Below are 24,012 nucleotides of genomic sequence, written 5' to 3'. Positions count from 1 at the left end.
CTGAGATGTCTTTCGTTCGGGACTTCTGGTCAGCGGGCGGGCGGCGCGCAGCGGCTCGCCCATTCCTTCAGGTACTGCAGGGATTCCTCGCGCGAGAGCGTGGCGGCGAGCTGAGCCTCCCACGACTCCTCGTAGGAGGCGAACTCGTCCTGGCTCTGCGGCACGGTGATGAGCTTGACTTTGCTTTCCTGGTAAGCGAAATCGGGCAGCTCGGGATGGTCGAAGCGGAGGATGGTGAAGTCCTCGTCGGGGTAGGCGGCCGCGTCGCGCGGGAGGATCCGGACCTCGGCGAACGGATGCGTTTCGACGATCCGGATCATGTGCTCGAGCTGGTCGGTGGCGATGCTGGCCTTGGTGCCGAAGACGAGTTTCTCGATGCAGCTGTACTCCAGCATGAAGACCGCCCGCGGACCCGGGGAGGCGTCGAAAAGCCGTTGCCGCGCCTTGCGTTCGGCGACCCGTTCGGTGACCCGCTCCTGGCGGCTGGCCTGGAACTGGGCGAGCATGTAATACTCCGATTGGAGCAGTCCGGGGATGCGGTTCCCGGTCCAGCTGAGGATTTCCGCCGCGGCCTGCTCGCGTTCGAGGATCTCCCGGAACCACTGCGGCGTGATCATCCTCCGCTCGGCGCGGCGCGCGGAAGGATCGTTGGCCAGGTTGAGTTCCCGCAGCTGATCGGCCTCGGCGGGCGGGATGTCCAGGACCTCGATGATCCGCTCGAGATCGTCCGGCCGGGTGCCCGCCTTGCCGGATTCGATCTTCTGGATCTTGGGCTGTTTGCAGCCGATCCCGTCGGCGAGGTCGACCTGGGTCAGCCCGCGTGCGGTGCGCCACTTGAGGATCCGGGAGCCCAGCCGGGAACGCTGGGTCCGCAGGGAGGGCGGCGGTTGCCGGATCGGGGAGGTCACCAGGGGCTCCGTCATTTCGTCCAGGGGCCGATGTGAGAACCTCCGATGATAATGCGCCGACCCGACGGGCAAAACTCCGGGTCGGCGCCTTTTTCGCAAGGTTCCGTGCGGTTTCGGCCGGGCGCCGCGCCTGGTTCCGAGCGGTTCCGCCGCGGCGCCGCGGCTGTCGTGCCTGGTCAGCCGTCGAATTCCCCGCGCCGCACGGCCTCGACGAACCGCGCCCACTCGCCCCGGTCGAAGACCAGGACCGGGGAGCTGTCGATCTTGCTGTCCCGCACGCCGACGAGCCCGTGAGCGCCGAGGTTGACCTCGACGCAGTTGCCGGAATTCGGCCCGCAAGCAGCGGGTTTCCGCCAGGAGTGGTCCGGGAAACGCGCTGCGGGCCCGGCCGCCGGAAGGTGGTCCCGGTGTGCGTGCTGCGGCTCGTGCGGGTCGTAGGTGTCCACTGCAACCCCTCGTTTTCTCGTATTCGGACGGCGAATGGAATATTCCGCGGAGAACGGAATGTGTTCGGAATATTCCTGAGGGTAGTGGGCTGGTGGATCAATGGCGCGGTGCGTCGGGGAATTCACCTGAATGGACACTTCGCGTGCATTGGGGGGTGCTTTCGCACGTGCAATTGTGCGGTGGATTCGCGGATTTCGTTGTGGGGTTGGGCGGGTGGTGCTTTTTTCGTGGCTTTTGGGGTTGGGGGTGTCCGGAGTCGACAAGGCTTGGCGAGGGGTGATCGGTTGGCCTGTTCGGCGGTGTTCTTGTTGTGCCGCTTCACGATGCCGCTGCCTGCGTTTGGTGGTCGCGGGTAGGTGCGTCGCGGCTCTTCGGCCCGGCTGTGCTGGTTCTTAGCGCGCGGCGGCCGGTTCTCGGCGCGCCGGTCGCGTGGGTCGGCTGGTTCTCGGCGCGTGGGTCGAGTCGGTCGGCTGGTTCTCGCCACGCGGATTGCGTGGGTCGGCGGGTTGCGTCGCATGCTGTCCCGAGCCGAGCCGAGCCGAGCCGAGCCGAGCCGAGCCGAGCCGAGCCGAGCCGTGCCGAGCCGTGCCGAGCCGTGCCGTGCCGTGCCGTGCCGAGCCGTGCCGAGCCGTGCCGAGCCGTGCCGAGCCGAGCCGTGCCGAGCCGTGCCGAGCCGTGCCGAGCCGAGCCGTGCCGAGCCGTGCCGAGCCGAGCCGTGCCGAGCCGTGCCGAGCCGAGCCGTGCCGAGCCGTGCCGAGCCGTGCCGAGCCGGGGCCGTGCCGAGCCGGGGCCGTGCCGAGCCGGGGCCGTGCCGAGCCGGGGCCGTGCCGAGCCGGGGCCGTGCCGAGCCGGGGCCGAGCCGGGGCCGAGCCGGGGCCGAGCCGGGGCCGTGCCGTGCCCGGGCCGTGCCGTGCCGAGCGGGGGCTGGGGTCGGCGCGGTGGCGATCTCCGGCGCTCACTCGCCGCCGCCCGCCGGCGGCCCGTCGCCAGCAATCAGCGCGGATCCGGAACCCATCCCGCCGGGGCGATCCTCGTCTCCCGGTGCCCGGCCCTGCCCGACCGGGCACCGGGAGCGCAGAACGCGGGCGGCCTTGAGCCGCCGCCGGCGTCCGCTTCGAGGGTGGTCAGGCGTCCCGGTTCACCGTGTGCCACTTGCGCAGCACGGCGCCGGCGACGTGTACGAAGGCCACTCCGCCCGCGGTGGCCAGCCCAGCTAGGAGCCCGGCGGTCGCGAAGACGAGCGCGGTCGCCCCGACCAGCAAGATCGCCAAGAGCGCGATCAGTTGCCACGGCTGTGCCCCGTCCGGCTGCCGCGCGGCCAGGTCGACCGACGTCCGCGCGGTCTTCCAGGACGGATACGCCGGGCGCGTGATCGGCCGCGGCGACGGCGCCGCTGGAGCGGGTTGGGGCATGCCTGGTTCGTGAAACGTCACGGTCACCCGGCCGGGGCGTTGACTCACGGCGACGGCATACGGTCTGTCGTCGCCGGTGTCCGATTTTTCTGTCCGACGGCATGCCTGGCCTGCATTTTCCGCGCCAGGAACGGTCATTGCGCATCCTTTCTCGTCCGCCGGGAAAAGTGCCGGAACGCAGTTCCCAGCCCGCCCCCGAGGGGAACTGGTTCCGGCGGCCGCGGCGGGAGTTCGAGGAATGGAATATTCCACCCCCTTGACCCCTCCTGCCTGCGGCAACACCATCTTTGCACGCCCGCTGCCGATCGCGCTAACCCGGGTCGGGCAAATCTTCTTCAAAGCCGTACGTGCTGGTGTTTTCCGGAACGGCACCGCACTATCTTCCGGACTATTCCAAGCGTTATCCGGCCACTCGTATTCGACCCGATCGGATGAATGTGCGCGGAGGTCCACTTTGGGGTCTCCGCCCGGTGCAACCCGGCGAACGCGACGGGAGCGCTGCTACGGTGAGTGTCTGCCGAACGTGGGGGAGGGCATGGACGTACGGACGCTGGCTCGCGAGGAGCGCGCCGATTTCGCGGACTTCCTGGAGACGCTCACGCCGGACCAATGGGACCGGCCGACGCTGTGCGCCGGTTGGAACGTGCGCTCGGTCGTCGCCCATGTGGTGAGTTACGACGAACTGAGCGGTCGCCAGTTGGCGCAGCGGTTCGTCCGGGCGGGGCTGTCGCTGAGGCGGTGCAACGAAATCGGGCTAGCCGAGTACCGGGGGCGCGCGCCGGAGGAGCTGATCGGCGTCCTGCGACGGCATCCGCAACCGGGCCGGATCCTGGGCAGATTCGGCGGGATGATCGGCTTTCTCGACGGCCTGATCCATCAGCAGGACATCCGCCGCCCGCTCGGACTGCCGCGGACGATCCCGGCGGTGCGCTTGCGCCGGGCGCTGGAACTGTCGCTGCGCGCACCGCCGATCGGAGTGTCGCGCCGGCTGACCGGCCTGCGCGCGGTCGCGACGGACCTGGACTGGACATCCGGAAACGGCATCGAAGTCCGCGGCCCGGGAGAGGCGCTGCTGCTCGCACTGGCGGGACGTCGCGCGGCGGCGGACGATCTCACCGGCCCCGGTCTCGACGTGTTGATCAGCCGCACCACCGCGGCGTGATCCGGCAAGGCACCGGGACTCCGGTCTAACGGTGTCTGCCCGCGCTGTGTGGCCCGGGCGTCGCCGGCGTGCTGGCCAGGTGCACGGTGCGGCAAGATCCGCGCCTTCCGTCTGGCGGTGGCAGCTGCGCTACGTGCCCCGGGCGCTTCGGCGTGGTGGTCAGCCGCGCAGCTGTGGCGTGCTTCGGCAAGGTCCGCGGTGTTGGGGGTCGGTCGGTGGCTGCCCGCGTTGTGTGCCCCAGCGCTCAGGTCGGCCGCATCCACCGTGGCTTGATCCGCCCTGGTGCTCGACATCCGCACTGTGTTGCCAGCCGCGTCGCGGCTTCGGGCTGGCTCCAGCTGTCAACGCAGCAGCCCCGGATGCCCGCTTCCCGCCTCCTGACCCATCCACGATCGTGGCGCGATCGAGCCCATCCACCAGGCAGTTGCCCCACTTACGTGTGACAACCCTCGCGCGGGGGTTGCGTATGCGCTTGGCGACAGCAGTCATAGCGGCGACCGCACTCCAGAAAGCGAGGTGATGTCCGCGCGGACGTCCGCCGCCTTCCCCCTCGCGGCGCCCGTGACTGCTGCCGCGCCTCGCATCGCTGAGGCAGCACGGGCGCCGGAACAACCGCGGCGGCGTCCGCCCTTCCCCGGGTGTCACCAACTGGTGACAGCTGACCCGGCGGCAACCCGCGGCTCGATCCCCGGCGTGCGCGGAAAACCCTTGCGGCTGCGGGAAAAACCCGGTTCCGATGATCACCCGGAACGGGGGCTTGCGTTACGCGGCGGCGACATCCCAAATGGGACTCCAAGCACCACAAGGGGAGGAGTCCGGTGTTCAGATGGCAGCAGGCGGAAGGAAAAAGGCACGCACTGGACGGGCCGTTCGCGCCGCGGCCCGGGGAAACGTTCACCGCGCTGTGCGGGGCCGAAGTCACGGTCGCCCGCCGGGACGTGCCACAGCTCGGCGGCCACTGGTTCGATCCGACGTGTCCTGACTGCGCGGACGAATGGCGCCGTCAGGAGAAGCAGGCCCGCTCGAGCGAAGAACGGTGCCCGGCGTGAGCAGTGCGGCGCCGGTCTTGTGCGCGCGAGGCGCAACGAGGCCGGATTCGGCGAGGAACGAGGCCGCCTCGGAGTACCGGACACTGGCACTGGGATGGGCACAACCGCCAGCGGTGGCAGCAAAGTCCGCCCAGACCTGGGTAGCGGCAGCGCGCTGGGAATGGGCGTCGGTACGAGAGCTCCGCGTCGGGGCATCGCGATGGGCATCCAGCGCAGCAGGAGTCCGCGGCATCGGTGACCCGGCACTCGCGGGGAACACCGCATGACCGGGCACTGGAGCAGGTTGCCCGACCAGCGCGCCTCGGCGGTCGGGCTCACCGGGCCCGAGCTGGTCACCTGGATTCGCGACCTCCAAGCGACCCTCGCGCTGGACCTCACCTTCCTGACCCGGGCGCTCGACGAACGCTCCCCGCGCCCCGACGCGGTGCGGGACCTCGGGGAGCGGCTCCTCGACCTGGGCCGGGCGTTGATCCGGCGGGCCGATCACCTGAACGAGGTCGTCCTGGCGAGCCTGCCCGCGCACGGCTGGCTGCCCCAGGCAGGCGCACCGGCGAACGCGGCGCGGCTCGCGCATCAGGTCGGACGCCGTCCGCTGCGCTGCGGGCCGGTCTATCTCGGCTTGTGCGGGGCCGCGTGTTATCCGGTGTTCGGGCAGGATCCACACAATCACACGAAACGGTACGCGCGATGTCCGGAATGCCAGAGCAAGGGCGGTGCGGCAATGCTGCGCGAGTGAAGGGGAAGCGAGCACGGCACAGGGCACGCAAACCGGATCACCTGTTCGAAACCCGGCGATCAACCCAGCAACCCCGCGCCTTTTCCGGTTTCCTGTACCGATGAGCGAGGAGACCTCCACCCGTTCCACCGAGCGGCTGTTCAAGATCGCGATCACGCTGAAGGGCCTCGACGGGGGCCTTCAGCTGATCGGCGCGCTGATCCTGGCGTTCATCCCCGCGACGGTGGTCACCGGGTTCGTCAACGCGGTCATCACCCGCGACCTGCTGGGCGACCCCTCCGGCACGCTGGCACGGCATCTGGAAACCGCTGCCGAGCACTTCGCCGGAGGGGGCACCAAGACGTTCGCCGTCGCGTACCTGCTGGCGCACGGGTTGCTCAAGCTCGGCCTCGTGTGGGCGCTCGCGCGCAAGTGGGTCCGCGCCTATCCGGTCGCGATGGTCGTGCTCGCGGCGTTCGTCGTGTACGAGATCTACCGCGCCTTCGAGACGCACTCCATCGCGCTGCCGTTCTTCGCGGCGCTCGACGCGGTGATCATCGTGCTCGTCTACCGCGAGTACCGGAACCTCAAACGCGAACGCGCCTGACCTCACTCAGGCGGCCGTCGGAAACCTCTCCGTGACCAGCGTGGCCACGTCCGGAGCTTCCACGAACAGCGCCGTCGCGTTGTCGCGGCCGCCCAGGGCGATGGCGGTCGCGACCAACGCGGAGGCGCCGCGGGCGGGGTCGGCCAGGATTTCGTCGATCGTGGCGGGCGTCAGGACCTTGTGCACGCCGTCGCTGGTGAGCAGGAGGCCGCCGCTCGGGGCTTCGGTCGTGCCGATTTCCTCCGGCCTCGTCGTGCGGACGCTCGTGGTCACCAGGTGCTCCATCCGCGGCGAGTACGGCTGGTGCCGCGAGCGGAAGTACTCGGCCATCGTGTGGTCCTGCGTCAGTTTGTGGATCATCGACCCGTCCCACGAGTACGCGCGCGCATCGCCGACCCACGCGATCCGGTACCCGCCGGCGAACGGCATCGCCACGACGAGCACGGCGTCGCCGGTGCCGCCCAGGCGGCGAACTGCCTGCTGCGCCGCCAAAATCGCCTGGACCGGCCCGGATTCGACGGGAGTGCGCGCGGCGGCCGCGGCAGCGACCTGGGCAGCCCGCCCGGCGCCGGGGTCGTCCCCGACGCCGTCGGCGAGTGCGAAGGTGATCCCGGGCGCCCCGGCGGCCGCGTAGGCGCTTACCGCGTCGGCGTTGCGCTCGCGCGGTCCCTGCTCGCTCGCGGTGTGCCAGCGTGGATATCCGGCCATCGTGACCTCCCGGACGTTCGCGGCGGGTGACTCCCCGTGCTTTCCAGAATGCGCCTCGTTCCTGGGAAGAGGCTGAGGATCACCGGGTGAGCTGGTAGACAGTTTCGCCGCCGACCGTGATCGCCGGGAAGTTCGCGGCCACCCATTCGGAGATGTCGCTCGTCCGGCCGGGACCGCCGCCCCGGCCGCCGTCCACGTAGTACGCCACCTCGCCCGCCGCGACGTACTGCTTGAACTCCTCCAGCGTCGGGGCCGGATCGCTGCCGTCCCAGCCGCCGACGGCGATCACCGACCTGCCGCTCGCCAGCTCCAGGCTCGCCGCCGACTGCGAACCGGTCGTCGCGGCGGCCCACTTCGTCGTCGTGCCGCCCAGCAGCTGACCGACCGAGCCGCTGGTCTCGTCCATCCCGGCCCCGAAACCGCCCATGCCGCTGGTGCGCGGGCCCGAAATCGGGATGGAACCGCTGTGCGGCAAGGAAACCGTCTCCACGGCGTACCCGGCGGTGCCGACTCCGAGCGTCACGACGATCGCCGCCGCCACGCCGAGCACAACCGTCCGCACCCGCGGCACCCCGACCACCACGAGGGTGCTCACGAGCAACCCCAGCACCACGATTGCCCAGCGCAGCAAGGGGAACCAGTCCGGCGTCCGGTCGAGCAGGATGAAGTCCCACACCGCGGTCGCCGCGATCATCCCGCCCAGCACCATCCGCGGCGCGGCGTGCGCCCGGCCGCGCCACAGCGCGTGCCCGGCAATCGCGACCAGCGCGGCGATCGCGGGCGCGAGCTGCACCGCGTAGTACGGATGCACGGTGCCGCTCATGAAGCTGAACACCAGCCCGGTCACGAGCAGCCAGCCGCCCCAGACCAGCAGCGACGCGCGGGTCCGGTCGGTGCGCGCGGCCCGCCGGGTGAACCACAACCCGGCCGCCAGGCCGATCAGCGCGGCGGGCAGCAGCCACGAAACCTCGGTGCCGAAGCTCGCGCCGAACATCCGCCCGAGACCGGAGCTGCCGCCGAACGCGGTGTTCCCGCCGCCCATCCCGCCCCCGGCGCCGCCGCCGAAGCCGTTGCCCTGCCCGCCGAAGATCCGCCCGAGCCCGTTGTACCCGAGCGCCAGCTCCAGCAGGCTGTCCCCGGTCGACCCGCCGATGTACGGCCGCGAGGCCGAAGGCCAGATCTCCACCAGCGCGACGAACCAGCCCGCCGAGACGAGCACCGCGAGCCCGGCGTAAACCAAGTGCAGCAACCGTTTCCCGAGCCCGGTCGGCGCGGCGATCAGGTACGCCAGTGCGAACGCGGGCAGCACCAGGAACGCCTGCATCATCTTCGTCAGGAACCCGAAACCAATTGCCACGCCGGTGAAAACAAGCCATCGAGGGCTGGCGTTCTCGACCGCCCGCACCGTGCAGTACGCACCCGCGATCAGCAACAAAACCAGCAACGCGTCCGGGTTGTTGAACCGGAACATCAACGCGGCCACCGGCGTCAGCGCGAGCATCCCACCGGCCAGCAACCCGGGCAGCGGCCCGGAAACCCGGCGCACAGTCAGGTAAAGCAGCCCGACCGAACCGACGCCCATCAGCGCCTGCGGGGCCAGCACCGTGAAACTCGAGAACCCGAAGACCCGGGCGAAGGCCGTTCCGACCCACAGCGCGGCAGGCGGTTTGTCGACAGTGATCACGTTCCCGGCATCCAGCGAACCGAACAGCCACGCCTTCAGGCTCTGCGTGCCCGATTGCACGGCCGCGGCGTAGAACGAGTTGCCGAATCCGGAAGCGGTCAGGTCCCAGAAGTACAGGACCGCGGTGAGCGCCAGGAGACCGAACACCGACGGACGGACCCAGCGAGGCCTCGCGCGTTCCGGCGCGTCCGGGGCGGCGGGCCGGGCGGACAGGACAGTGCTCAAGACGACTCCTCGGTAGCGGTACGGCGCGGATTGAAGACCCAGCCCCGCAGCAGCAGGAAACGGAGCACGGTGGCGGCGAGGTTCGCCACCACGAGCACGGTCGTTTCCAGGACGAGGCCGGGATGGGTGGCGTGGTTGAGCAGCGCGAGCGAACCGCTGGTCAGCGCCAGTCCGAGGCCGAACACGAGCAGCCCTTCGAACTGGTGCCGCCCGGCTCCGGCCCGGCCGCGGACGCCGAACGTCACCCGCCGGTTCACCGCGGTGTTCGCGATCGCGGTGACCAGCAGTGCGGTGAAGTTGGCCGCCTGCGCGCCGACCATGGTCCGCAGCAGCAGGAAAAGCAGCAGGTACGCGACGGTGCTGGCGACGCCGACCGCGGCGAACCGCACGAGTTGTTTCACCAGGCTCGGGGACACTCCGGGGGCCTCCACGCCGATCGGTTCGCGGCCGAGCTGTTCGCGCAGCCGGTGCACGGGGATCTCGCCGGTGAGGGTCGCGCGGGTGACCCTGGCAATGCCCTTGAGGTCGGCGGCGGCGGTCGCGAGGAGGTCGACCGACGAGTCCGGGTCGTCGACCCAGTCGACCGGGACCTCGTGGATCCGCAGCCCGGCGCGCTGGGCGAGCACGAGCAGTTCGGTGTCGAAGAACCAGCCGGTGTCGCGCACGTGGGGGAGCAGCGCGCGGGCGACGTCGGCACGAATCGCCTTGAACCCGCATTGCGCGTCGGAGAATCTCGCCGCCAGGGTGCCGCGGAGGAGCAGGTTGTAGCAGCGGGAGATGAACTCGCGCTTCGGCCCGCGGACCACGCGCGCGCCGCGGGCGAGACGGCTGCCGATCGCGACGTCCGAATGTCCGGACAACAGCGGCGCGACGAGCGGGTCCAGCGCGGCGAGGTCGGTGGACAGGTCCACGTCCATGTAGGCCAGCACGGCGGCGTCCGAGTCGGACCAGACTGCCCGCAGCGCGCGGCCGCGGCCCTTCTCGTCCAGGTGGCGCACCTCGACCTCGGGGAATTCGCGGGCCAGTTCTTCGGCCACGGCAAGGGTTTCGTCGGTGCTCGCGTTGTCCGCGATCGTGATCCGGTACGGATAGCCGGCGCGTTCGGCGAGGTGCGCCCGCAGTCTGCGGATGCACGGTTCGAGGTCGGTTTCCTCGTTGTAGACCGGGATGACGACGTCGAGGACGGGATGCGGGCCGCCGAGGCCGACCGGAGTCGTCCCGGGCCGCGGGGCGCTGCTGCGGGAGGGGGCGGTGGCGTTCATGCGTTCACCGTCGTCTGCCGGGCTTTGGCCACGTTGTGGCGTTCCTGTGCCTGCGCTGTGCGACGTACGCCCGCTCGGGTGATCTTGGCCGCGGGGCACGGGAATCAGGCAGTCAGGTCGTAGACGGAGACACCGTCCACTGTGGTCATTTGGTAATTCTCGGCCACCCACTGGACGATCCGGGCGGCGGCGTCGCTTCCGCTGCTGGCGCCGCGCATGGTCATGCCGTCGCCGAGGAAGTAGCGGACCTGTCCTTGCCGGACGTACTGCTCGAACTGCGCGAGCGTCGGATACGGGTCGGTGCCGTTGAATCCGCCCACCGCGAGCACCGGTTCGCCGCTGCCGAGCTGGTATCCGGCGGCGTTGTTGGAGCCGACGGTAGCCGCCGCCCATCGGTGGTCGCCGGACTTCCGCAGCAGGGCGGTCAGGTTCGGGCCGGGCAGGGTGGTGCCGAGCAGTCCGCCGCCGCCGAACATCTGCCGCGTATTCGGTCCGGCGGACGGGATCGCGCCGCTGTGCGGGGTCGCCGCGGTGGCGAGGCTGTACGCGCCGGTTCCGGTGAGCAGCACGACCAGACCCAGCACCGCGGCGACCCGGCCGAAGTGCTGCGCGAAAAACAGGGCGATAGCGGCCAAAAGCCCGAGAATGAGTACGGTCGGGGCCAGCCACGGTTGCCAGGAACTGTCCAGCAGCACATAACTTGTCACGGTCGTCAGCGCGACACCGCCGCTCAAAAGCCCGACGGCGGCCGGATTGCCGCGGATCCGCCACAACTGGACGGCGGCGGTCCCGACGAGCGCGGCGATCGCGGGGGCGAGCGCGACGGTGTAGTAGGGATGGATGATGCCGCCCATGAAGCTGAACACCGCGGCCGTCACGAGCAGCCAGCCGCCCCAGAGCAACAGCGAAGCGCGACTGCGGTCGGTGCGGGGCGCGTCGCGGGTGAACCACAGTCCAGCGCCGAGTCCGAGCACTGCGGCGGGGAGCAGCCAGGCGATGCCGCCCGCCATTTCGTTGCCGAACAACCGGAACAGCCCGGTGCTGCCCCACCCTCCGCCCGGACTCCCGCCGACGCTGCCGGTCTCGTTGCCGGTGATGCGGCCGAAACCGTTGTAGCCCAAGGTAAGTTCGAGCAGGCTGTTGTTCTGCGACCCGCCGATGTACGGCCGGTCCGCGGCCGGCCACAACGTCACCACGGCGAGATACCAGCCTGCCGAGACCACGACCGCACCCAGTCCGGCGAGCAAATGCCACAGGCGCTTGCCGAGCGTGGTCGGTGCGGCGACGAGGTACGTGAGCGCGAAGGCGGGAAGGACGAGGAAGGCCTGCAGCATCTTGGTAAGGAAGCCGAATCCGATTGCCACGCCCGCGAAAACGAGCCACCGCGGGCTGGCCTTCTCGATCGCTCGCACCGTGCCGTAGGCAGCGGCGATCAGTAGCAGCACCAGCAACGCGTCCGGGTTGTTGAAGCGGAAGATCAGCGCTGCTGCGGGGGTGAGAGTGAGCACTGCGCCAGCGAGCAATCCTGCTGCGGCACCGGAAGTGCGTCGGACAGTTGCGTAAAGCAGCCACGTGGAGCCGACGCCCAGCAACGCTTGCGGCACCAGGATGCTCCACGCGTTTACGCCGAACAGCCGCGCGGACAGGTTCATCAACCACAGCGCGGCTGGCGTTTTGTCCACGGTGATGCCGTTGGCCGCATCGGTGGAGCCGAAGAACAATGCCTTCCAGCTCTGCGATCCGGCTTGTGCGGCGGCGGAGTAGAACGCGTTGGCCCAGCCGGACGCGCCGAGATCCCACAGGTACAGCGCGGCTGTGGCGGCGAGCAGCAGTACCAGCGCCGGGCGCACCCACCTCGGCTCGGCGCGCTGCACCGGCGCGGCGGGAACGGCTGCCTGGGTCGCGACTGCGGTCATGCGGCCAGCCTCGGGGGACGAGCTGGGGCGGGGATGTGCCTACCCTGTGTGCCCGCTGTGGGACTTGCGGTGATCCGCCCGCGGGGTCCGCTGCGCCGGGACCGCGATCGGCAGCCGTACGGCGAATTCGGTTTGGCCGGGGCGGCTGCGCATCGCGATGGCGCCGTGGTGCGCGGTCAGGACGGCCGACGCGATCGCCAGGCCGAGCCCGGTCGAACCGGCGGCGCGGGACCGTGAGGAATCCCCTCGGGCGAAGCGTTCGAACACCGCTGGTTGCAGTTCCGGCGGGATGCCTGGGCCGTTGTCGGTCACGGTCACCACGGCGCTGCCGTCCGCGGAACGCGTGAGGGCGGTGACCACGGTGGTGCCGGGCGGCGTGTGGACGCGGGCGTTCGCGAGCAGATTCGCCAGAACCTGGTGCAGGCGTTGGACATCGCCCAGTACGAGGATCGGTTCGTCCGGCATCGCGAGTTGCCAGACGTGGTGCGGGCCTGCGACGTGGGCGTCGCCGACCGCGTCCACGACCAGGCGGGTCAGGTCGACTTCGGCTACGTCGAGCGGACGGCCCGCGTCGAGGCGGGCAAGCAGGAGGAGGTCTTCGACGAGCGCCGTCATGCGGTCGGCTTCGGACTCGATGCGGGTCATCGAGTGCGCGACGTCGGGCGGGGCGTGGCTGTCCGAGCGTCCGGCGAGTTCGGCGTAGCCGCGGATGGCGGCTAGTGGGGTGCGCAGTTCGTGGCTGGCGTCGGCGACGAACCGGCGGACGCGCAGCTCGCTGGCGTGCCGGGCTTCCAGGGCGGAGGAGATGTGGCCGAGCATGTGGTTGAGCGCTGCGCCTACTTGGCCTACTTCGGTGCGGGGGTCGGTGTCTTGGGCCGGGACTCGGATGGACAGGTCGACGTCGCCTCGGTCCAGGGGGAGTTCGGAGACGCGGGAGGCGGTTTCCGCGACGCGGTCGAGGGGGCGGAGGGTTCGGCGGACGGCGAAGGCGCCTAGGAAAGCCGCGCCGGTTACTCCGGCGGCGGCTACGCCGAAGAGGATCAGGCCGACGGTCAGGAGCGTTTGCTGCATTGGGGACAGGGGGACGCCGGTGATTACTACGCCGTCTGGGACCGGGAAGGCGGTCAGGCGGTAGTCGCCTAGGGAGCCGATGGTGCGGGTGTAGGGGCGGCCGTTGGTCGGGAGGTCTCGCAGGGCTGCCAGTTCTTCTGAGGTGAGGGTCAGCCGTTGGCCGTGGGGGGAGAGCCAGCCGCCGGTTCCGTTCGTGCCGTCCGGGGAGAAGTGGGCGGTGACTGTGCCTGCGCCTTGGCCTGGGGCGTCCAAGGGGGTGCGGTTTTCGCCGGGTGGGGACGGGTGGGTGGCGAAGTCGAGGGCTCGGGCGGTGGCTGCCGAGAGTTGGGTGTCGGTTTGGGTCAGGAGGAAGGCTCGGAGGGCGAATTCGCTGATCACGCCGATGGTCAGGCAGACCAGGGAGAGGAGGACGACGATGGAGAGGGTGAGTTTTGTGCGCAGGGATCGCCGGGAGGGGAGGGCGGCGATCCATGCGCGGGGGGTCATGGGTTGAGAGTGCGGTTTTTGGGTGTGGGGGTGATGTGTGCTTGCTGTGAGGGGGCTGTGTCGTCGGCTCGTCGCCCTGGCGGGCGACATTGCCGGTGAGATGGGTTGCGTGGGGCACCCCGAAGTTTGATTGTGCTGACGGGCGGTGGGTGCTTGTCAAGGCGGGAAAGATGCCTTGACAAGCACCCGCCGCCCGCAGGGAGGCTTCGTATCGGGGTTGGGGGAGGGGCTGGGTGCCCCCGGCGGTGGGGTGCGTCGGCGGCGGTTTGGTTGGTGCCTCGATGGGTGGGTGCGTCGGCGGCGGTTTGTTGCGCGGCTCAGGTGGGTGGGGGCGTTGGGGGCGCGGCGTGCGCTGGTAGCGCCCCAATGTGGCATTGGGTGCATGTGACGCAACCAATGTGGCGTTCGGTGCGTCAGATGCACCCAATGCCACATTGGGTGCGTCGTGGGCGGGGGTCAGCCCAGGGAGCGGGCTGCTGCGGTTGCTTGTGCGGCGTAGGACCGTCCGAAGAGGACGGTGTGCACCAGCAGCGGGAAGAGTTGGTGCAGGGCGATTCGGTCTCGGTATCCGGCCGCCAAGGGTGCGTACTCGTCGTAGGCGGCGACGATTCGGTCCAGGTTCGGGCAGCCGAACAGGTGCAGCATGGCTAGATCGGTTTCTCGGTGACCGCCGTGTGCGGCTGGGTCGATCAGGACTGCTCCGTCCGCGTCCCACAGGACGTTTCCGCTCCACAGGTCTCCGTGCAGGCGGGCGGGTGGTTCCGGTGGGCCCGCGACCGACGGGATGCGTGCGCAGGCTCGTTCGAAGATTGCCGGGTCGAGAATCTTCGAGGCCATCCGGACATAGGGGAGAATTCGGTATTCGGCGTACCACTGCGGCCAGGAAGTGCCGGGGGTGTTGCGCATCGGGGCGGTGCCGATCCAGGCGTCGGTCAAGCCGTCAGGGGGAGGCGAGCCGAATGCGGGGGCGCCGGCTGCGTGGAGGCGGGCCAGGTTTCGGCCGAACTCCTCTGCGTGCGTGGGCGTGCTCTCGGTCACCCGGTCCAGCACTAGCCACGTGTCGTCTGCGCCGTGGACTCGGGGGATCCGTACCGCGTTCGCGTCGGCCAGCCAGCGCAGTCCGGCGGCCTCGGCGCGGGTCGCGCCGGGGGCATGGCCACGCTTCACTATCGCGTCGAAGCGGTGGGCACCGTCGGTTAGGGTGATCTCACTTAGCGTGCCTGAGGTGTCAGGCGACACCGTCTCGTAGCCGGTGAGCCGCGCCGCCGCTGCGGCCGGACCTTCGCTCTGCTGCCCGGAAACCACATGCGAACGCTACGGGCGCGCGCCCACGCCCGCTGATCGGGCACGCTCGGCGAGGTGCCCCGCAGCCAGTCTTGTCAACCCTCTGGCCTAGACTCGGATATCCCGGTCAGCAGGTGACCGGGGCGGTCCCGAGGGACTGTCCGCCCCCATCGTTTACCGCTCGAGGAGAAGACCTTGAAGAGCACCGTCGAGCAGCTCAGCCCGACGCGAGTGAAGATCAATGTCGAGGTGCCGTTCGACGAGCTCAAGCCGAACTTCGACGCCGCGTACCGGAAGATCGCCCAGCAGGTGCGGGTCCCCGGTTTCCGTCCCGGCAAGGTCCCCGCTCGCGTCCTGGAAAGCCGGATCGGCCGCGCGCCGGTGCTCGACGAGGTCGTCAACGAGGCCATTCCGGCCAAGTACATCGAGGCCGTCCGCGCGGGCGAGGTCCGGACGCTCGGCCAGCCCGAGTTCGAGGTGACCAAGCTCGAGGACCGCGAGGTGCTGGAGTTCAGCGCCGAGGTCGACGTGCGGCCGGAGATCGAGCTGCCCGACCTCGCCGGCCTCGAGATCAGCGTCGACGACGTCGAGACCACCGACGAAGAGGTCGCCGAGCAGCTCGACGAGCTGCGCGCCCGCTTCGGCACCCTGACCGGCGTCGAGCGCCCGGCCCAGACCGGCGACTTCGTGTCGATCGACCTGTCGGCCACCGTCGACGGCAAGGCCGTCGAAGAGGCCTCCACCACCGGCCTGTCCTACGAGATCGGCTCCGGCCAGCTCGTGGACGGCATCGACGAGGCGATCGTCGGCGCCACCGCGGGCGAGACCAAGGTGTTCACCACCAAGCTGGTCGCGGGCGAGTTCGCCGGCCAGGACGCCGAGGTCACCGTCACCGTGCAGTCGGTCAAGGAGCGCGAGCTGCCCGAGGCCGACGACGAGTTCGCCCAGCTGGCGAGCGAGTTCGACACGATCGACGAGCTGCGCGAGGACCTGCGCACCCGCCTCGGCCGCGTCAAGAAGATGCAGCAGGGCGTCCAGGCGCGCGACAAGGTCCTCGAGATCCTGCTCGAGCGCACCGAGGTGCCGCTGCCGGAGAAGGTCGTCGAGGCCGAGATCGAGAACCGCAAGCACGACGCGGTCCACCCGTTCGACCACGACGAGGAGCAGTTCGCCAAGGCGCTCGAGGCCGAGGGGCGCACCCTCGAGGAGTTCAACGCCGAGGTGAAGGAGGAGTCGGAGAAGGCCGTCCGCACGCAGCTGCTGCTGGACACCATCGCCGACAAGGAGAAGACGTCGGTCAACGACGGCGAGCTCACCGAGCGGATCATCTACCAGGCGCAGCGCTTCGGCGTCAGCCCGGACGAGTACGTGCAGCGGGCCCAGCAGTCCGGCCAGCTGACCGCGATCTACGCCGACGTCCGCCGCGGCAAGGCCCTAGCCTCCGTCGTGCGCGGCACCACGGTGAAGGACGCGTCCGGTGCGGAGGTCGACCTGAGCGAGCTGTTCGGCGCGGACGAAGAAGCCCCCGCCGAGGAGACGCAGGTCACCGAAGAAGCGGCGGCGACCCCCGCGGAGTAAAGCTGTGAGCGAACTTGGGCGGTGTCAGGCATTCTGCACCGCCCAAGTTCGTTAGGGTCGGTTGCAAGATCTCAAGCATGAACACGACAGCGGCGGCGCGGCTCTCACAGGCGGCCCGCCGCCGGTGAAAAGGCAGGCAGACGTGAAGCAGCACATGCCCGAGGGGCGGACCGGCACCGCGGGGCTCAACCTCACCGACTCGGTGTTCGAGCGGTTGCTCCAGGAGCGCATCGTCGTTCTCGGCTCCGAGGTCAACGACGAGGTCGCCAACCGGCTCACCGCGCAGCTCCTGCTGCTCGACGCGGACGACGCCGAATCGGACATCCGGTTCTACATCAACTCGCCGGGCGGCTCGGTGACGGCCGGGTTCGCGATCTACGACACCATGCAGCTGATCCGCCCGGACGTGGCGACCTACGCGATGGGCATGGCGGCCTCGATGGGGCAGTTCCTGCTGTCCTCGGGCACCCCCGGCAAGCGCTACGCGCTCCCGCACGCGCGCATCCTGATGCACCAGCCGTCCGCGGGCGTCGGCGGCACCGCGTCGGACATCGCCATCCAGGCGGACCTGTTCAACAAGTGGAAGCAGGAGCTCGCGCGGATCACCGCCGAGCAGACCGGGCAGACCACCGAGCAGATCATCAAGGACGGCGACCGCGACCGCTGGTTCACCGCGCAGGAGGCGAAGGACTACGGCTTCGTCGACCACGTGCTGACCCGCGACAGCGGCCTGACCTCGAGCAACTGAGCCCGCAAGCACACAGGAGAGCGTCATGAGCAACTTCCGGCTCCCGGGTGACTTCCGGGCCCCGCAGACTCCCCAGTCGCGGTACATCCTCCCGTCCTACGTCGAGCGCACCAGCTACGGCGTGAAGGAGTCCAACCCGTACAACAAGCTGTACGAGGAGCGGACGATCTTCCTCGGCGTGCAGGTGGACGACGCGTCGGCCAACGACGTGATGGCCCAGCTGCTGCACCTCGAGCACGAGGACCCGGACCGCGACATCAGCATCTACATCAACTCCCCGGGCGGGTCGTTCACGTCGCTGATGGCGATCTACGACACCATGCAGTACATCCGCCCGGACATCTCGACCGTGTGCCTCGGCCAGGCCGCCTCGGCCGCCGCGGTGCTGCTGGCGGCGGGCACGCCGGGCAAGCGCATGGCGCTGCCGAACGCGCGCGTGCTGATCCACCAGCCCGCCACCGAGGGCACCTACGGGCAGGTCTCGGACCTGGAGATCCAGGCCAACGAGATCCAGCGCGTGCGCCGCCAGATGGAGGTCATCCTGGCGAAGCACACGAACAAGGAACCGGACGAGATCAAGGCCGACATCGAGCGGGACAAGATCCTCACCGCCGAAGAGGCCAAGGCCTACGGCCTGATCGACGAGGTGCTCCCGTACCGGAAGGCCTCGGCGAACTGACCGCGACGGGCCGGTGCGCGGCGAATCCGCGACGCGCACCGGCCCGCTGGTCTACTGTCGGTCGTCGACGTGCCCGAAGGGGTCGGGTGTTCCCGACCGCGCCTTCGGACGGGTACCGTCGATGGCAATGCGTGTGGGTCCCGGGTACGGCTGGCAGTCCCGGGGCCGCCAGAGAGTAGTGCAGGTGCGCCCCGCGCACCGGAGGGGACGAGGTCAACGGCCATGGCACGGATCGGTGACGGCGGCGACCTGCTGAAGTGTTCTTTCTGCGGCAAGAGCCAGAAGCAGGTGAAGAAGCTCATTGCCGGCCCGGGGGTCTACATCTGCGATGAGTGCATCGACCTCTGCAACGAGATCATCGAAGAGGAGCTGGCCGAAGCCGGCGACGTGAAGCTCGACGAGCTGCCCAAGCCCGCCGACATCCACGAGTTCCTCGAGCAGTACATCATCGGCCAGGACGACGCGAAGAAAACGCTCGCGGTCGCGGTGTACAACCACTACAAGCGGATCCAGGCCGACGACAAGTCCGGCCCGAAGGACTCCAAGGACGAGCCGGTCGAGCTGGCCAAGTCCAACATCCTGATGCTCGGCCCCACCGGCTGCGGCAAGACCTACCTCGCGCAGACGCTGGCGAAGCTGCTGAACGTTCCGTTCGCGATCGCCGACGCCACCGCGCTCACCGAGGCGGGCTACGTCGGCGAGGACGTCGAGAACATCCTGCTGAAGCTGATCCAGGCGGCCGACTACGACGTCAAGCGCGCCGAGACCGGCATCATCTACATCGACGAGGTCGACAAGATCGCCCGCAAGAGCGAGAACCCGTCGATCACCCGCGACGTGTCCGGCGAGGGCGTGCAGCAGGCGCTGCTGAAGATCCTCGAGGGCACCACCGCGTCGGTGCCGCCGCAGGGCGGGCGCAAGCACCCGCACCAGGAATTCATCCAGATCGACACGACGAACGTGCTGTTCATCGTCGCGGGCGCGTTCGCCGGGCTGGAGAAGATCATCAACGAGCGGGTCGGCAAGCGCGGCCTCGGCTTCGGCGCGGAGATCCGCACCAAGGCCGAGATCGAGGGCAGCGACGTGTTCTCCGAGACCATGCCGGAGGACCTGATCAAGTTCGGGCTGATCCCGGAGTTCATCGGCCGGCTCCCGGTCGTGGCGACGGTGAACCACCTGGACAAGGAATCGCTCGTCTCGATCCTGACGCAGCCGCGCAACGCGCTGGTGAAGCAGTACAAGAAGCTCTTCGAGATGGACAACGTCGAGCTGGAGTTCACCAAGACCGCGCTCGAGGCCATCGCCGACCAGGCCGTGCTCCGCGGCACCGGCGCCCGCGGCCTGCGCGCGATCATGGAGGAAGTCCTCCAGCCGGTCATGTACGACATCCCGAGCCGCGAGGACGTGGCGAAGGTCGTGATCACCGAGCAGACCGTGCGGGAGAACGTGAACCCCACGATCGTGGCTCGCCAGCCGTCCCGCCGCACCCGCAGCGAGCGCGGCGAAAAGTCGGCCTGACCCGGCGTCCGCCGGGCGTTAGCAGGAGTCGGCTGTCCGGGTGTCGGCGGCAGGCGCGATAATGGACAGGATGACAACCGTGCCGCTGACCGCACCCCGGGGGGACGAGACCGACCCCGGCGAAGCGGTGCCCGCCGAACCCGAGCCGTCCGCCGCTCCGGTCGGCCTCGTGGAGCTGAGCGAACGGGTCGCCGCGTCCGTGCTGACGCGCTTCCCGTGGCTGATCCGCGCGTCCGAGATCATGCTCGTGCTGTTCACGCTGGTCTGCCTGGTCGCGGTCGGCACCCGGCGTTCGGCGTTCCCGCTGCTGCCGATCCCGGAGTTCGTGGTGTCGTGGCTGTTCCTGCGCCGCCTGCGCGGTGCGGAGACGCGGGCGCAGCAGCTGCGCTGGTCGCTGCTCATGGCACTGGCGGCGATGGTCGGGTTCTGGGTGATGTCCGTCATGGCCCGCTGGGTGTCGTAATTCCCTCGCGGTAACCGTCGTCGTGGACAACAGCGCACGGCAGTAGTGCGGGCGCGGCCTGGTCGTGGTGCGGCCATGAATGCGTTCCCCACGGTCCCTCCGGGGCTCCGCATGGCGCGCCGGGAAAGCCGCGGCGACGGGCGTTTCTCGGCCTGGCCGACTTTCCGTGTCGTAGCGCAGCGACCGTTATCGGCGAAGAAGGATCACACCTTCTGCCGCAAATGCTTCCCCAAGAACCCCACCATGCTGGGCACCGTGGTGCGGAAGAACGTGTCGCTGTGCTTCCCGTGCGCCGTGTAGCCGATCGTCGGGTGCGTTTCCGCGATATACCGCCGCACCCCGGTGATGAACGGGTCCTCCGTACCGCAGTAAACCGCCGTCGGAATGCCCTGCAGCGCGGACTGGTGACGCAGCGGATCCAGCGACGTCCAATCCGTCATCCCGGTGAAAATGCGCCGCTTCGCCATTTCCGGCCACGACGTGATCAGCGCCGGAGCGATCGCGGCGACCGCGGCGGGCGGCTGGCGGCGTTCGGCTCGGCGGCGGGCGTACAGGAGCGCTCCGAAGCCGCCCATCGAGACTCCGGCGCACGCGAACGGCACGCCGTCCGTGCCGCCGAAGCCGCGGGCGCGCAGCCACTGCGGGATTTCTTCCAGGAGCATCGCCATCGGGTCGTCGCCGGGGCGGACCTGGTGCCAGTAGTTGTCGCCGCCGTCGACCGCGACGAAGCCGTACGCGGGCACGGCTTTGCGGGCGACGTCGCTGCCCAGCTGCTTCAGCAGACCGCTCGGAGAGGCGGAGCGCGCCGAACCGTGCAGGCCGTGCAGCATCAGCGACATCGGCAGGCCGGCCGGCGGCTTCTTGCTCGGCAGGAGAAAAACGAGGTCCACTTCCCGGCCGCGGGCGTGCGAGTAAACCCGCTCCACGCGCATGCTGCCCAGCTGCGTCACCGGCGTCGACGACGTCACGCCCAGTGCCCGCTGCATGGCCTGGTTGAACGGCACCACGCCGGTCGCGCTCCCCACCGCGAGCCCGGCGATGCCGAGGCCCGAGGCGCCCGCGATCAGCATGGACCGGCGGCTCACCCGCCTTCGGCCCTCAGTCTCCTCGTTCACCCGATCCCCCTCACCCATACAGCGTAAGACGTGAGGAAGAGGCAAAACGTTGCCTTCGGCAGATCTTCATCCGGTCGTTGTGACCAGACCCACGGACGCCCGGGCGGCGGCAGGGCGGTCTCCGAGCCCGACGACGAGCGTCACGCAGAGTGGCGCGAGCACTTCGGTCACGCCGCGGTCGCCCCGGCCGAAATGGCCCAGCAACTCGAGGGTGACATAGCCGTGCACCGCGCTCCACACCTGTGAGGCGACGGCGAGCGGGTCGCCCTGGAGCCGGCCGGCTTCGATGGTGCGTCCGACGGCGGCGACCATGCCGCGGAACGACGACGCCGCCTCGCTGTCCTGATGGTCCTTCAGCAGGTCGCCGACCGGTTGCCCGTGCGCCCCCGCCTCGCGGAACATGAGCGTGAACAGCTCCGGGTGCTCCACCGCGGTCCGGCGGTAGGCGAGCGCCAGCTGGTACAGATCGGCGACCGGGTCGTCAGTCGGCTCGACCGTCGCCATGTTGGCGATCAGCCGCCGAAACCCCTCTCGCGCAACGGCTTCCATGAGCGCGGACATCCCGCCGAAGTGCGTGTACACGGCCATCGTGGACGCGCCGATCTCCGCCGCCAGCTTGCGGGCCTGCAGTGCTTCCGGGCCGCCGTCGGCCAGCAGTCGGATCGCCGCCTCGACCAGTTGCGTCCGCGCGTGTGCGCCCCGAGTCCGCTCGCTCATGCTTGCCAGTATCCCATAACCCTGTTATACCGGTGTCCATAACCACGTTATGGACAGGAGCGGGTCATGGGAAATCCTTTCCTCGAAGGCAATTTCGCGCCGGTCGAGCGCGAGTACACGAGCACCCGGCTGACGGTCACCGGAAAGCTGCCCGACTATCTCGACGGCCGCTACCTGCGGAACGGGCCGAATCCGGCCGACCCGGACCCGGAAACCCACCACTGGTTCCTCGGCCGCGGCATGGTGCACGGCGTGCGGCTGCGCGACGGCCGGGCCGAGTGGTACCGCAGCCGCCGCGTCGGCACGGACGAGGCCGGGGCCAACACCAACGTCATCGGGCACGCCGGGCGCACGATCGCGCTTGTCGAGGGCGGCCTGCCGCAGTGGGAGCTGAGCGAGGAGCTGGACGCCCTCGGCGTCTGCGATTTCGACGGCACTCTCTCCGGGTACACGGCACACCCGAAGCGCGACCCGCGGACCGGCGAGCTGCACGCCGTCTCGTACCAGTTCGGGCTCGGCAATCGGGTGCAGTATTCGGTGGTCGGCACCGACGGCCGCGCGCGGCGCACGGTCGACGTCGAGGTCACCGGGGCGCCGATGATGCACGATTTCTCGCTCACCGAACGCTATGTCGTGTTCTACGACCTGCCGGTCACCTTCGATCCGGACCAGGCCCCGGTGCCGGTCGACGTGCCCGATCCGCTGACCGCGCGCACCGGCCGCGGCGTGAGTTCCTTGCCCTACCGATGGAATCCGGACTACCCGGCGCGCATCGGCGTGATGCCGCGCGAAGGGGACAACAGCGACGTGCGCTGGTTCGACGTCGGCCAGTGCTACGTCTTCCATCCGCTCAACGCCTACGACGAGGACGACCGGATCGTGCTCGACGTGGTCCGGCACCCGAAGATGTTCGACCGCGCGCTGCACGGCCCGGCCGAAGGCGAGCCGACGCTCGACCGGTGGACCGTCGACCTCGCGCTCGGGAAGGTCGTCGAGGAGCGGATCGACGAGCACGGACAGGAGTTCCCGCGGGTGGACGAGCGCTTGGTCGGCCTGCCGCACCGGTACGGTTACACGACCGCGCTCGACGGCAGGTCGCGCAGCGTCGGCGCGGTCTACAAACACGACCTGCGCAAGGGTTCCGTCGACGCGCACCGGTTCGGTCCCGGACGCGAGCCGGGCGAATTCGTGTTCGTCCCTTCCAGCGCGGACGCGGGCGAGGACGAGGGCGTGCTGATGGGCTATGTCTACGACGCGGCGGAGGCGCGCAGCGATCTTGTCCTGCTTGACGCGGGCACCCTCGAAACCGTCGCCGCGGTGCACCTGCCGGACCGGGTCCCGCACGGCTTCCACGGCAACTGGGTGCCCGCCGAGGCGTGATCAGGTGAGCAGGCGCTGGTCCCCGGTGTAGAGGTTCATGCTGTCGCCGCGCAGGAAACCGATCAGCGTCATGCCGTTCTCCTCGGCCAGTTCGACCGCGAGCGACGACGGCGCGGACACCGCGGCGAGCAGTCCGATGCCGGCCATCGCGGCCTTCTGCACGAGTTCGAACGAGGCGCGGCCGGAGACCAGCAGCCCCAGATCGGGCGCCGGGATCCGGCCCGCCTGCAGAGCCCAGCCGAGCACCTTGTCGACCGCGTTGTGCCGTCCGACGTCCTCGCGCACGACGACGAGCTGACCGTCCGAAGTGAACAGTCCGGCGGCGTGCAGGCCGCCGGTGGACGAGAACACCTTTTGCTGTTCCCGCAACCGATCCGGCATCTGCGAGAGGACGTCGGTCTTCACCGCGAACTCCGACGAAGCGGGGGAGAACCGGCTGCGCAGCTTCACCGCGTCGAGCGCGGCCTTGCCGCAGACGCCGCACGACGACGTGGTGTAGAAGTTCCGCTCGACGCCGGTGTCCGGCGGGGCGACTCCCTCGGCGAGCGCGATGTCGAGCACGTTGTAGGTATTGCGGCCCTGGTCGTCGACGCCGTCGCAGTAGCGCGCCACGGCCACGTCCTCCCGCGACCCGAGCACGCCCTCCGAAAGCAGGAAGCCGTGCGCCAGTTCGACGTCGTGGCCGGGTGTGCGCATTGTCACCGCGAGCGCCTTGCCGCCGACTCGCAGCTCCAGCGGTTCCTCGGCGGCCAGCGAGTCCGGCCGGCGCCGTTCGCCGGCCGCGGAGATCCGCCGTACCGGCCGCCGCACCGTCACTCTGCCCATCGCCCGCTCCACTCGTTTTGTCGTTTTCGGCGCTGTCTTTTGTCGTCGCCGAC

The 24,012-nt window shown here is 69.7% G+C and carries 23 protein-coding genes; 10 read left to right on the top strand and 13 right to left on the bottom strand.

Features of this window, described 5'->3' with window-relative positions:
• Positions 1-29 precede the first annotated feature (29 nt).
• The 4 genes from CU254_RS27105 to CU254_RS27095 form a co-directional block, all read right to left on the bottom strand.
• Positions 30-908: a helix-turn-helix transcriptional regulator gene (locus CU254_RS27105; RefSeq protein WP_199785998.1), complete on the bottom strand. Its 879-nt coding sequence runs from the start codon at positions 906-908 to the stop codon at positions 30-32.
• A 176-nt stretch (positions 909-1,084) separates the two neighbouring features.
• Positions 1,085-1,354 carry a DUF397 domain-containing protein gene (locus tag CU254_RS27100; RefSeq protein WP_100266892.1) on the bottom strand — a complete coding sequence of 90 codons (270 nt, stop codon included), beginning with the start codon at positions 1,352-1,354 and terminating at the stop codon, positions 1,085-1,087.
• Positions 1,355-1,747: 393 nt separating this feature from the next.
• Complete coding sequence (locus CU254_RS43255; protein WP_159396484.1) at positions 1,748-2,314, bottom strand: hypothetical protein; 567 nt, start codon at positions 2,312-2,314, stop codon at positions 1,748-1,750.
• Between the two features lie 165 nt (positions 2,315-2,479).
• Positions 2,480-2,767, bottom strand: a complete 288-nt coding sequence (locus CU254_RS27095; RefSeq protein ID WP_037714977.1) for a hypothetical protein — start codon at positions 2,765-2,767, stop codon at positions 2,480-2,482.
• A gap of 535 nt (positions 2,768-3,302) precedes the next feature.
• Between CU254_RS27095 and CU254_RS27090 the strand changes: the two genes are divergently transcribed.
• The 4 genes from CU254_RS27090 to CU254_RS27075 all read left to right on the top strand — a co-directional run bounded on the left by CU254_RS27090 (position 3,303) and on the right by CU254_RS27075 (position 6,300).
• Complete coding sequence (locus CU254_RS27090; RefSeq protein ID WP_037714975.1) at positions 3,303-3,929, top strand: maleylpyruvate isomerase family mycothiol-dependent enzyme; 627 nt, start codon at positions 3,303-3,305, stop codon at positions 3,927-3,929.
• A gap of 818 nt (positions 3,930-4,747) precedes the next feature.
• Positions 4,748-4,978, top strand: coding sequence for a zinc finger protein (locus tag CU254_RS27085; protein ID WP_009081160.1), 231 nt, complete (start codon positions 4,748-4,750; stop codon positions 4,976-4,978).
• A gap of 262 nt (positions 4,979-5,240) precedes the next feature.
• The gene (locus CU254_RS27080) at positions 5,241-5,714 is read left to right on the top strand and encodes a hypothetical protein (protein WP_009081158.1); all 474 of its coding nucleotides are present in this window, start codon (positions 5,241-5,243) and stop codon (positions 5,712-5,714) included.
• 100 nt (positions 5,715-5,814) lie between these two features.
• A complete protein-coding gene (locus CU254_RS27075) occupies positions 5,815-6,300 on the top strand; it encodes a DUF2127 domain-containing protein (protein ID WP_037714973.1) in 486 nt (161 codons plus the stop codon).
• A gap of 6 nt (positions 6,301-6,306) precedes the next feature.
• On the opposite strand, the gene CU254_RS27070 is transcribed toward CU254_RS27075, so the two are convergent.
• The 6 genes from CU254_RS27070 to CU254_RS27045 all read right to left on the bottom strand — a co-directional run bounded on the left by CU254_RS27070 (position 6,307) and on the right by CU254_RS27045 (position 14,957).
• Positions 6,307-7,008, bottom strand: a complete 702-nt coding sequence (locus tag CU254_RS27070) for a PP2C family serine/threonine-protein phosphatase (RefSeq protein ID WP_009081156.1) — start codon at positions 7,006-7,008, stop codon at positions 6,307-6,309.
• A 79-nt stretch (positions 7,009-7,087) separates the two neighbouring features.
• Positions 7,088-8,917 (bottom strand): glycosyltransferase family 39 protein, encoded by a 1,830-nt coding sequence (locus CU254_RS27065; protein ID WP_009081154.1) that lies wholly within the window; start codon positions 8,915-8,917, stop codon positions 7,088-7,090.
• Positions 8,914-10,179 carry a bifunctional glycosyltransferase family 2/GtrA family protein gene (locus CU254_RS27060; RefSeq protein ID WP_009081152.1) on the bottom strand — a complete coding sequence of 422 codons (1,266 nt, stop codon included), beginning with the start codon at positions 10,177-10,179 and terminating at the stop codon, positions 8,914-8,916. Before CU254_RS27060 ends, CU254_RS27065 begins: the two co-directional genes overlap by 4 nt.
• Before the next feature lie 104 nt (positions 10,180-10,283).
• A complete protein-coding gene (locus CU254_RS27055; RefSeq protein WP_009081151.1) occupies positions 10,284-12,095 on the bottom strand; it encodes a glycosyltransferase family 39 protein in 1,812 nt (603 codons plus the stop codon).
• Between the two features lie 39 nt (positions 12,096-12,134).
• A complete protein-coding gene (locus CU254_RS27050) occupies positions 12,135-13,652 on the bottom strand; it encodes a cell wall metabolism sensor histidine kinase WalK (protein WP_100266891.1) in 1,518 nt (505 codons plus the stop codon).
• A gap of 456 nt (positions 13,653-14,108) precedes the next feature.
• The gene (locus CU254_RS27045) at positions 14,109-14,957 is read right to left on the bottom strand and encodes a fructosamine kinase family protein (protein WP_009081149.1); all 849 of its coding nucleotides are present in this window, start codon (positions 14,955-14,957) and stop codon (positions 14,109-14,111) included.
• A 174-nt stretch (positions 14,958-15,131) separates the two neighbouring features.
• Between CU254_RS27045 and tig the strand changes: the two genes are divergently transcribed.
• From tig to CU254_RS27020, 5 genes are all read left to right on the top strand, one after another.
• Positions 15,132-16,514 (top strand): trigger factor, encoded by a 1,383-nt coding sequence (gene tig / locus CU254_RS27040; protein ID WP_009081148.1) that lies wholly within the window; start codon positions 15,132-15,134, stop codon positions 16,512-16,514.
• Positions 16,515-16,656: 142 nt separating this feature from the next.
• Positions 16,657-17,262, top strand: coding sequence for a ClpP family protease (locus CU254_RS27035; RefSeq protein ID WP_100266890.1), 606 nt, complete (start codon positions 16,657-16,659; stop codon positions 17,260-17,262).
• Positions 17,263-17,287: 25 nt separating this feature from the next.
• Positions 17,288-17,941 carry an ATP-dependent Clp protease proteolytic subunit gene (locus CU254_RS27030; RefSeq protein ID WP_009081146.1) on the top strand — a complete coding sequence of 218 codons (654 nt, stop codon included), beginning with the start codon at positions 17,288-17,290 and terminating at the stop codon, positions 17,939-17,941.
• A 222-nt stretch (positions 17,942-18,163) separates the two neighbouring features.
• Complete coding sequence (gene clpX, locus CU254_RS27025; RefSeq protein WP_009081145.1) at positions 18,164-19,459, top strand: ATP-dependent Clp protease ATP-binding subunit ClpX; 1,296 nt, start codon at positions 18,164-18,166, stop codon at positions 19,457-19,459.
• Between the two features lie 70 nt (positions 19,460-19,529).
• Entirely contained in the window at positions 19,530-19,922 is a 393-nt protein-coding gene (locus CU254_RS27020) for a hypothetical protein (RefSeq protein ID WP_199785997.1), read from the top strand.
• A 203-nt stretch (positions 19,923-20,125) separates the two neighbouring features.
• Here CU254_RS27020 and CU254_RS27015 read toward each other — a convergent pair whose 3' ends face one another.
• Positions 20,126-21,055 carry an alpha/beta hydrolase family protein gene (locus tag CU254_RS27015; RefSeq protein ID WP_037714963.1) on the bottom strand — a complete coding sequence of 310 codons (930 nt, stop codon included), beginning with the start codon at positions 21,053-21,055 and terminating at the stop codon, positions 20,126-20,128.
• Between the two features lie 48 nt (positions 21,056-21,103).
• Positions 21,104-21,754 carry a TetR/AcrR family transcriptional regulator gene (locus CU254_RS27010; RefSeq protein WP_009081140.1) on the bottom strand — a complete coding sequence of 217 codons (651 nt, stop codon included), beginning with the start codon at positions 21,752-21,754 and terminating at the stop codon, positions 21,104-21,106.
• A gap of 66 nt (positions 21,755-21,820) precedes the next feature.
• Between CU254_RS27010 and CU254_RS27005 the strand changes: the two genes are divergently transcribed.
• Positions 21,821-23,134 (top strand): carotenoid oxygenase family protein, encoded by a 1,314-nt coding sequence (locus CU254_RS27005; RefSeq protein ID WP_009081139.1) that lies wholly within the window; start codon positions 21,821-21,823, stop codon positions 23,132-23,134.
• On the opposite strand, the gene fdhD is transcribed toward CU254_RS27005, so the two are convergent.
• On the bottom strand, positions 23,135-23,959 hold the full coding sequence (gene fdhD / locus CU254_RS27000) for a formate dehydrogenase accessory sulfurtransferase FdhD (RefSeq protein WP_009081138.1): 825 nt from the start codon (positions 23,957-23,959) through the stop codon (positions 23,135-23,137).
• Positions 23,960-24,012 lie beyond the last annotated feature (53 nt).

Origin of the sequence: Amycolatopsis sp. AA4 (genome assembly GCF_002796545.1) — a bacterium.
GTDB lineage: Bacteria > Actinomycetota > Actinomycetes > Mycobacteriales > Pseudonocardiaceae > Amycolatopsis.
This window is presented reverse-complemented; position numbering and strand designations above follow the sequence as displayed.

Bases quoted from the DNA above. Each gene is read 5' to 3' on its own strand.
- CU254_RS27095 (WP_037714977.1), bottom strand. From the start codon at position 2,767: ATGCCCCAACCCGCTCCAGCGGCGCCGTCGCCGCGGCCGATCACGCGC.
- CU254_RS27090 (WP_037714975.1), top strand. From the start codon at position 3,303: ATGGACGTACGGACGCTGGCTCGCGAGGAGCGCGCCGATTTCGCGGAC.
- CU254_RS27080 (WP_009081158.1), top strand. From the start codon at position 5,241: ATGACCGGGCACTGGAGCAGGTTGCCCGACCAGCGCGCCTCGGCGGTC.
- CU254_RS27075 (WP_037714973.1), top strand. From the start codon at position 5,815: ATGAGCGAGGAGACCTCCACCCGTTCCACCGAGCGGCTGTTCAAGATC.
- CU254_RS27070 (WP_009081156.1), bottom strand. From the start codon at position 7,008: ATGGCCGGATATCCACGCTGGCACACCGCGAGCGAGCAGGGACCGCGC.
- CU254_RS27060 (WP_009081152.1), bottom strand. From the start codon at position 10,179: ATGAACGCCACCGCCCCCTCCCGCAGCAGCGCCCCGCGGCCCGGGACG.
- CU254_RS27055 (WP_009081151.1), bottom strand. From the start codon at position 12,095: ATGACCGCAGTCGCGACCCAGGCAGCCGTTCCCGCCGCGCCGGTGCAG.
- CU254_RS27050 (WP_100266891.1), bottom strand. From the start codon at position 13,652: ATGACCCCCCGCGCATGGATCGCCGCCCTCCCCTCCCGGCGATCCCTG.
- CU254_RS27030 (WP_009081146.1), top strand. From the start codon at position 17,288: ATGAGCAACTTCCGGCTCCCGGGTGACTTCCGGGCCCCGCAGACTCCC.
- clpX (WP_009081145.1), top strand. From the start codon at position 18,164: ATGGCACGGATCGGTGACGGCGGCGACCTGCTGAAGTGTTCTTTCTGC.
- CU254_RS27020 (WP_199785997.1), top strand. From the start codon at position 19,530: ATGACAACCGTGCCGCTGACCGCACCCCGGGGGGACGAGACCGACCCC.
- CU254_RS27015 (WP_037714963.1), bottom strand. From the start codon at position 21,055: ATGGGTGAGGGGGATCGGGTGAACGAGGAGACTGAGGGCCGAAGGCGG.
- CU254_RS27010 (WP_009081140.1), bottom strand. From the start codon at position 21,754: ATGAGCGAGCGGACTCGGGGCGCACACGCGCGGACGCAACTGGTCGAG.
- CU254_RS27005 (WP_009081139.1), top strand. From the start codon at position 21,821: ATGGGAAATCCTTTCCTCGAAGGCAATTTCGCGCCGGTCGAGCGCGAG.
- fdhD (WP_009081138.1), bottom strand. From the start codon at position 23,959: ATGGGCAGAGTGACGGTGCGGCGGCCGGTACGGCGGATCTCCGCGGCC.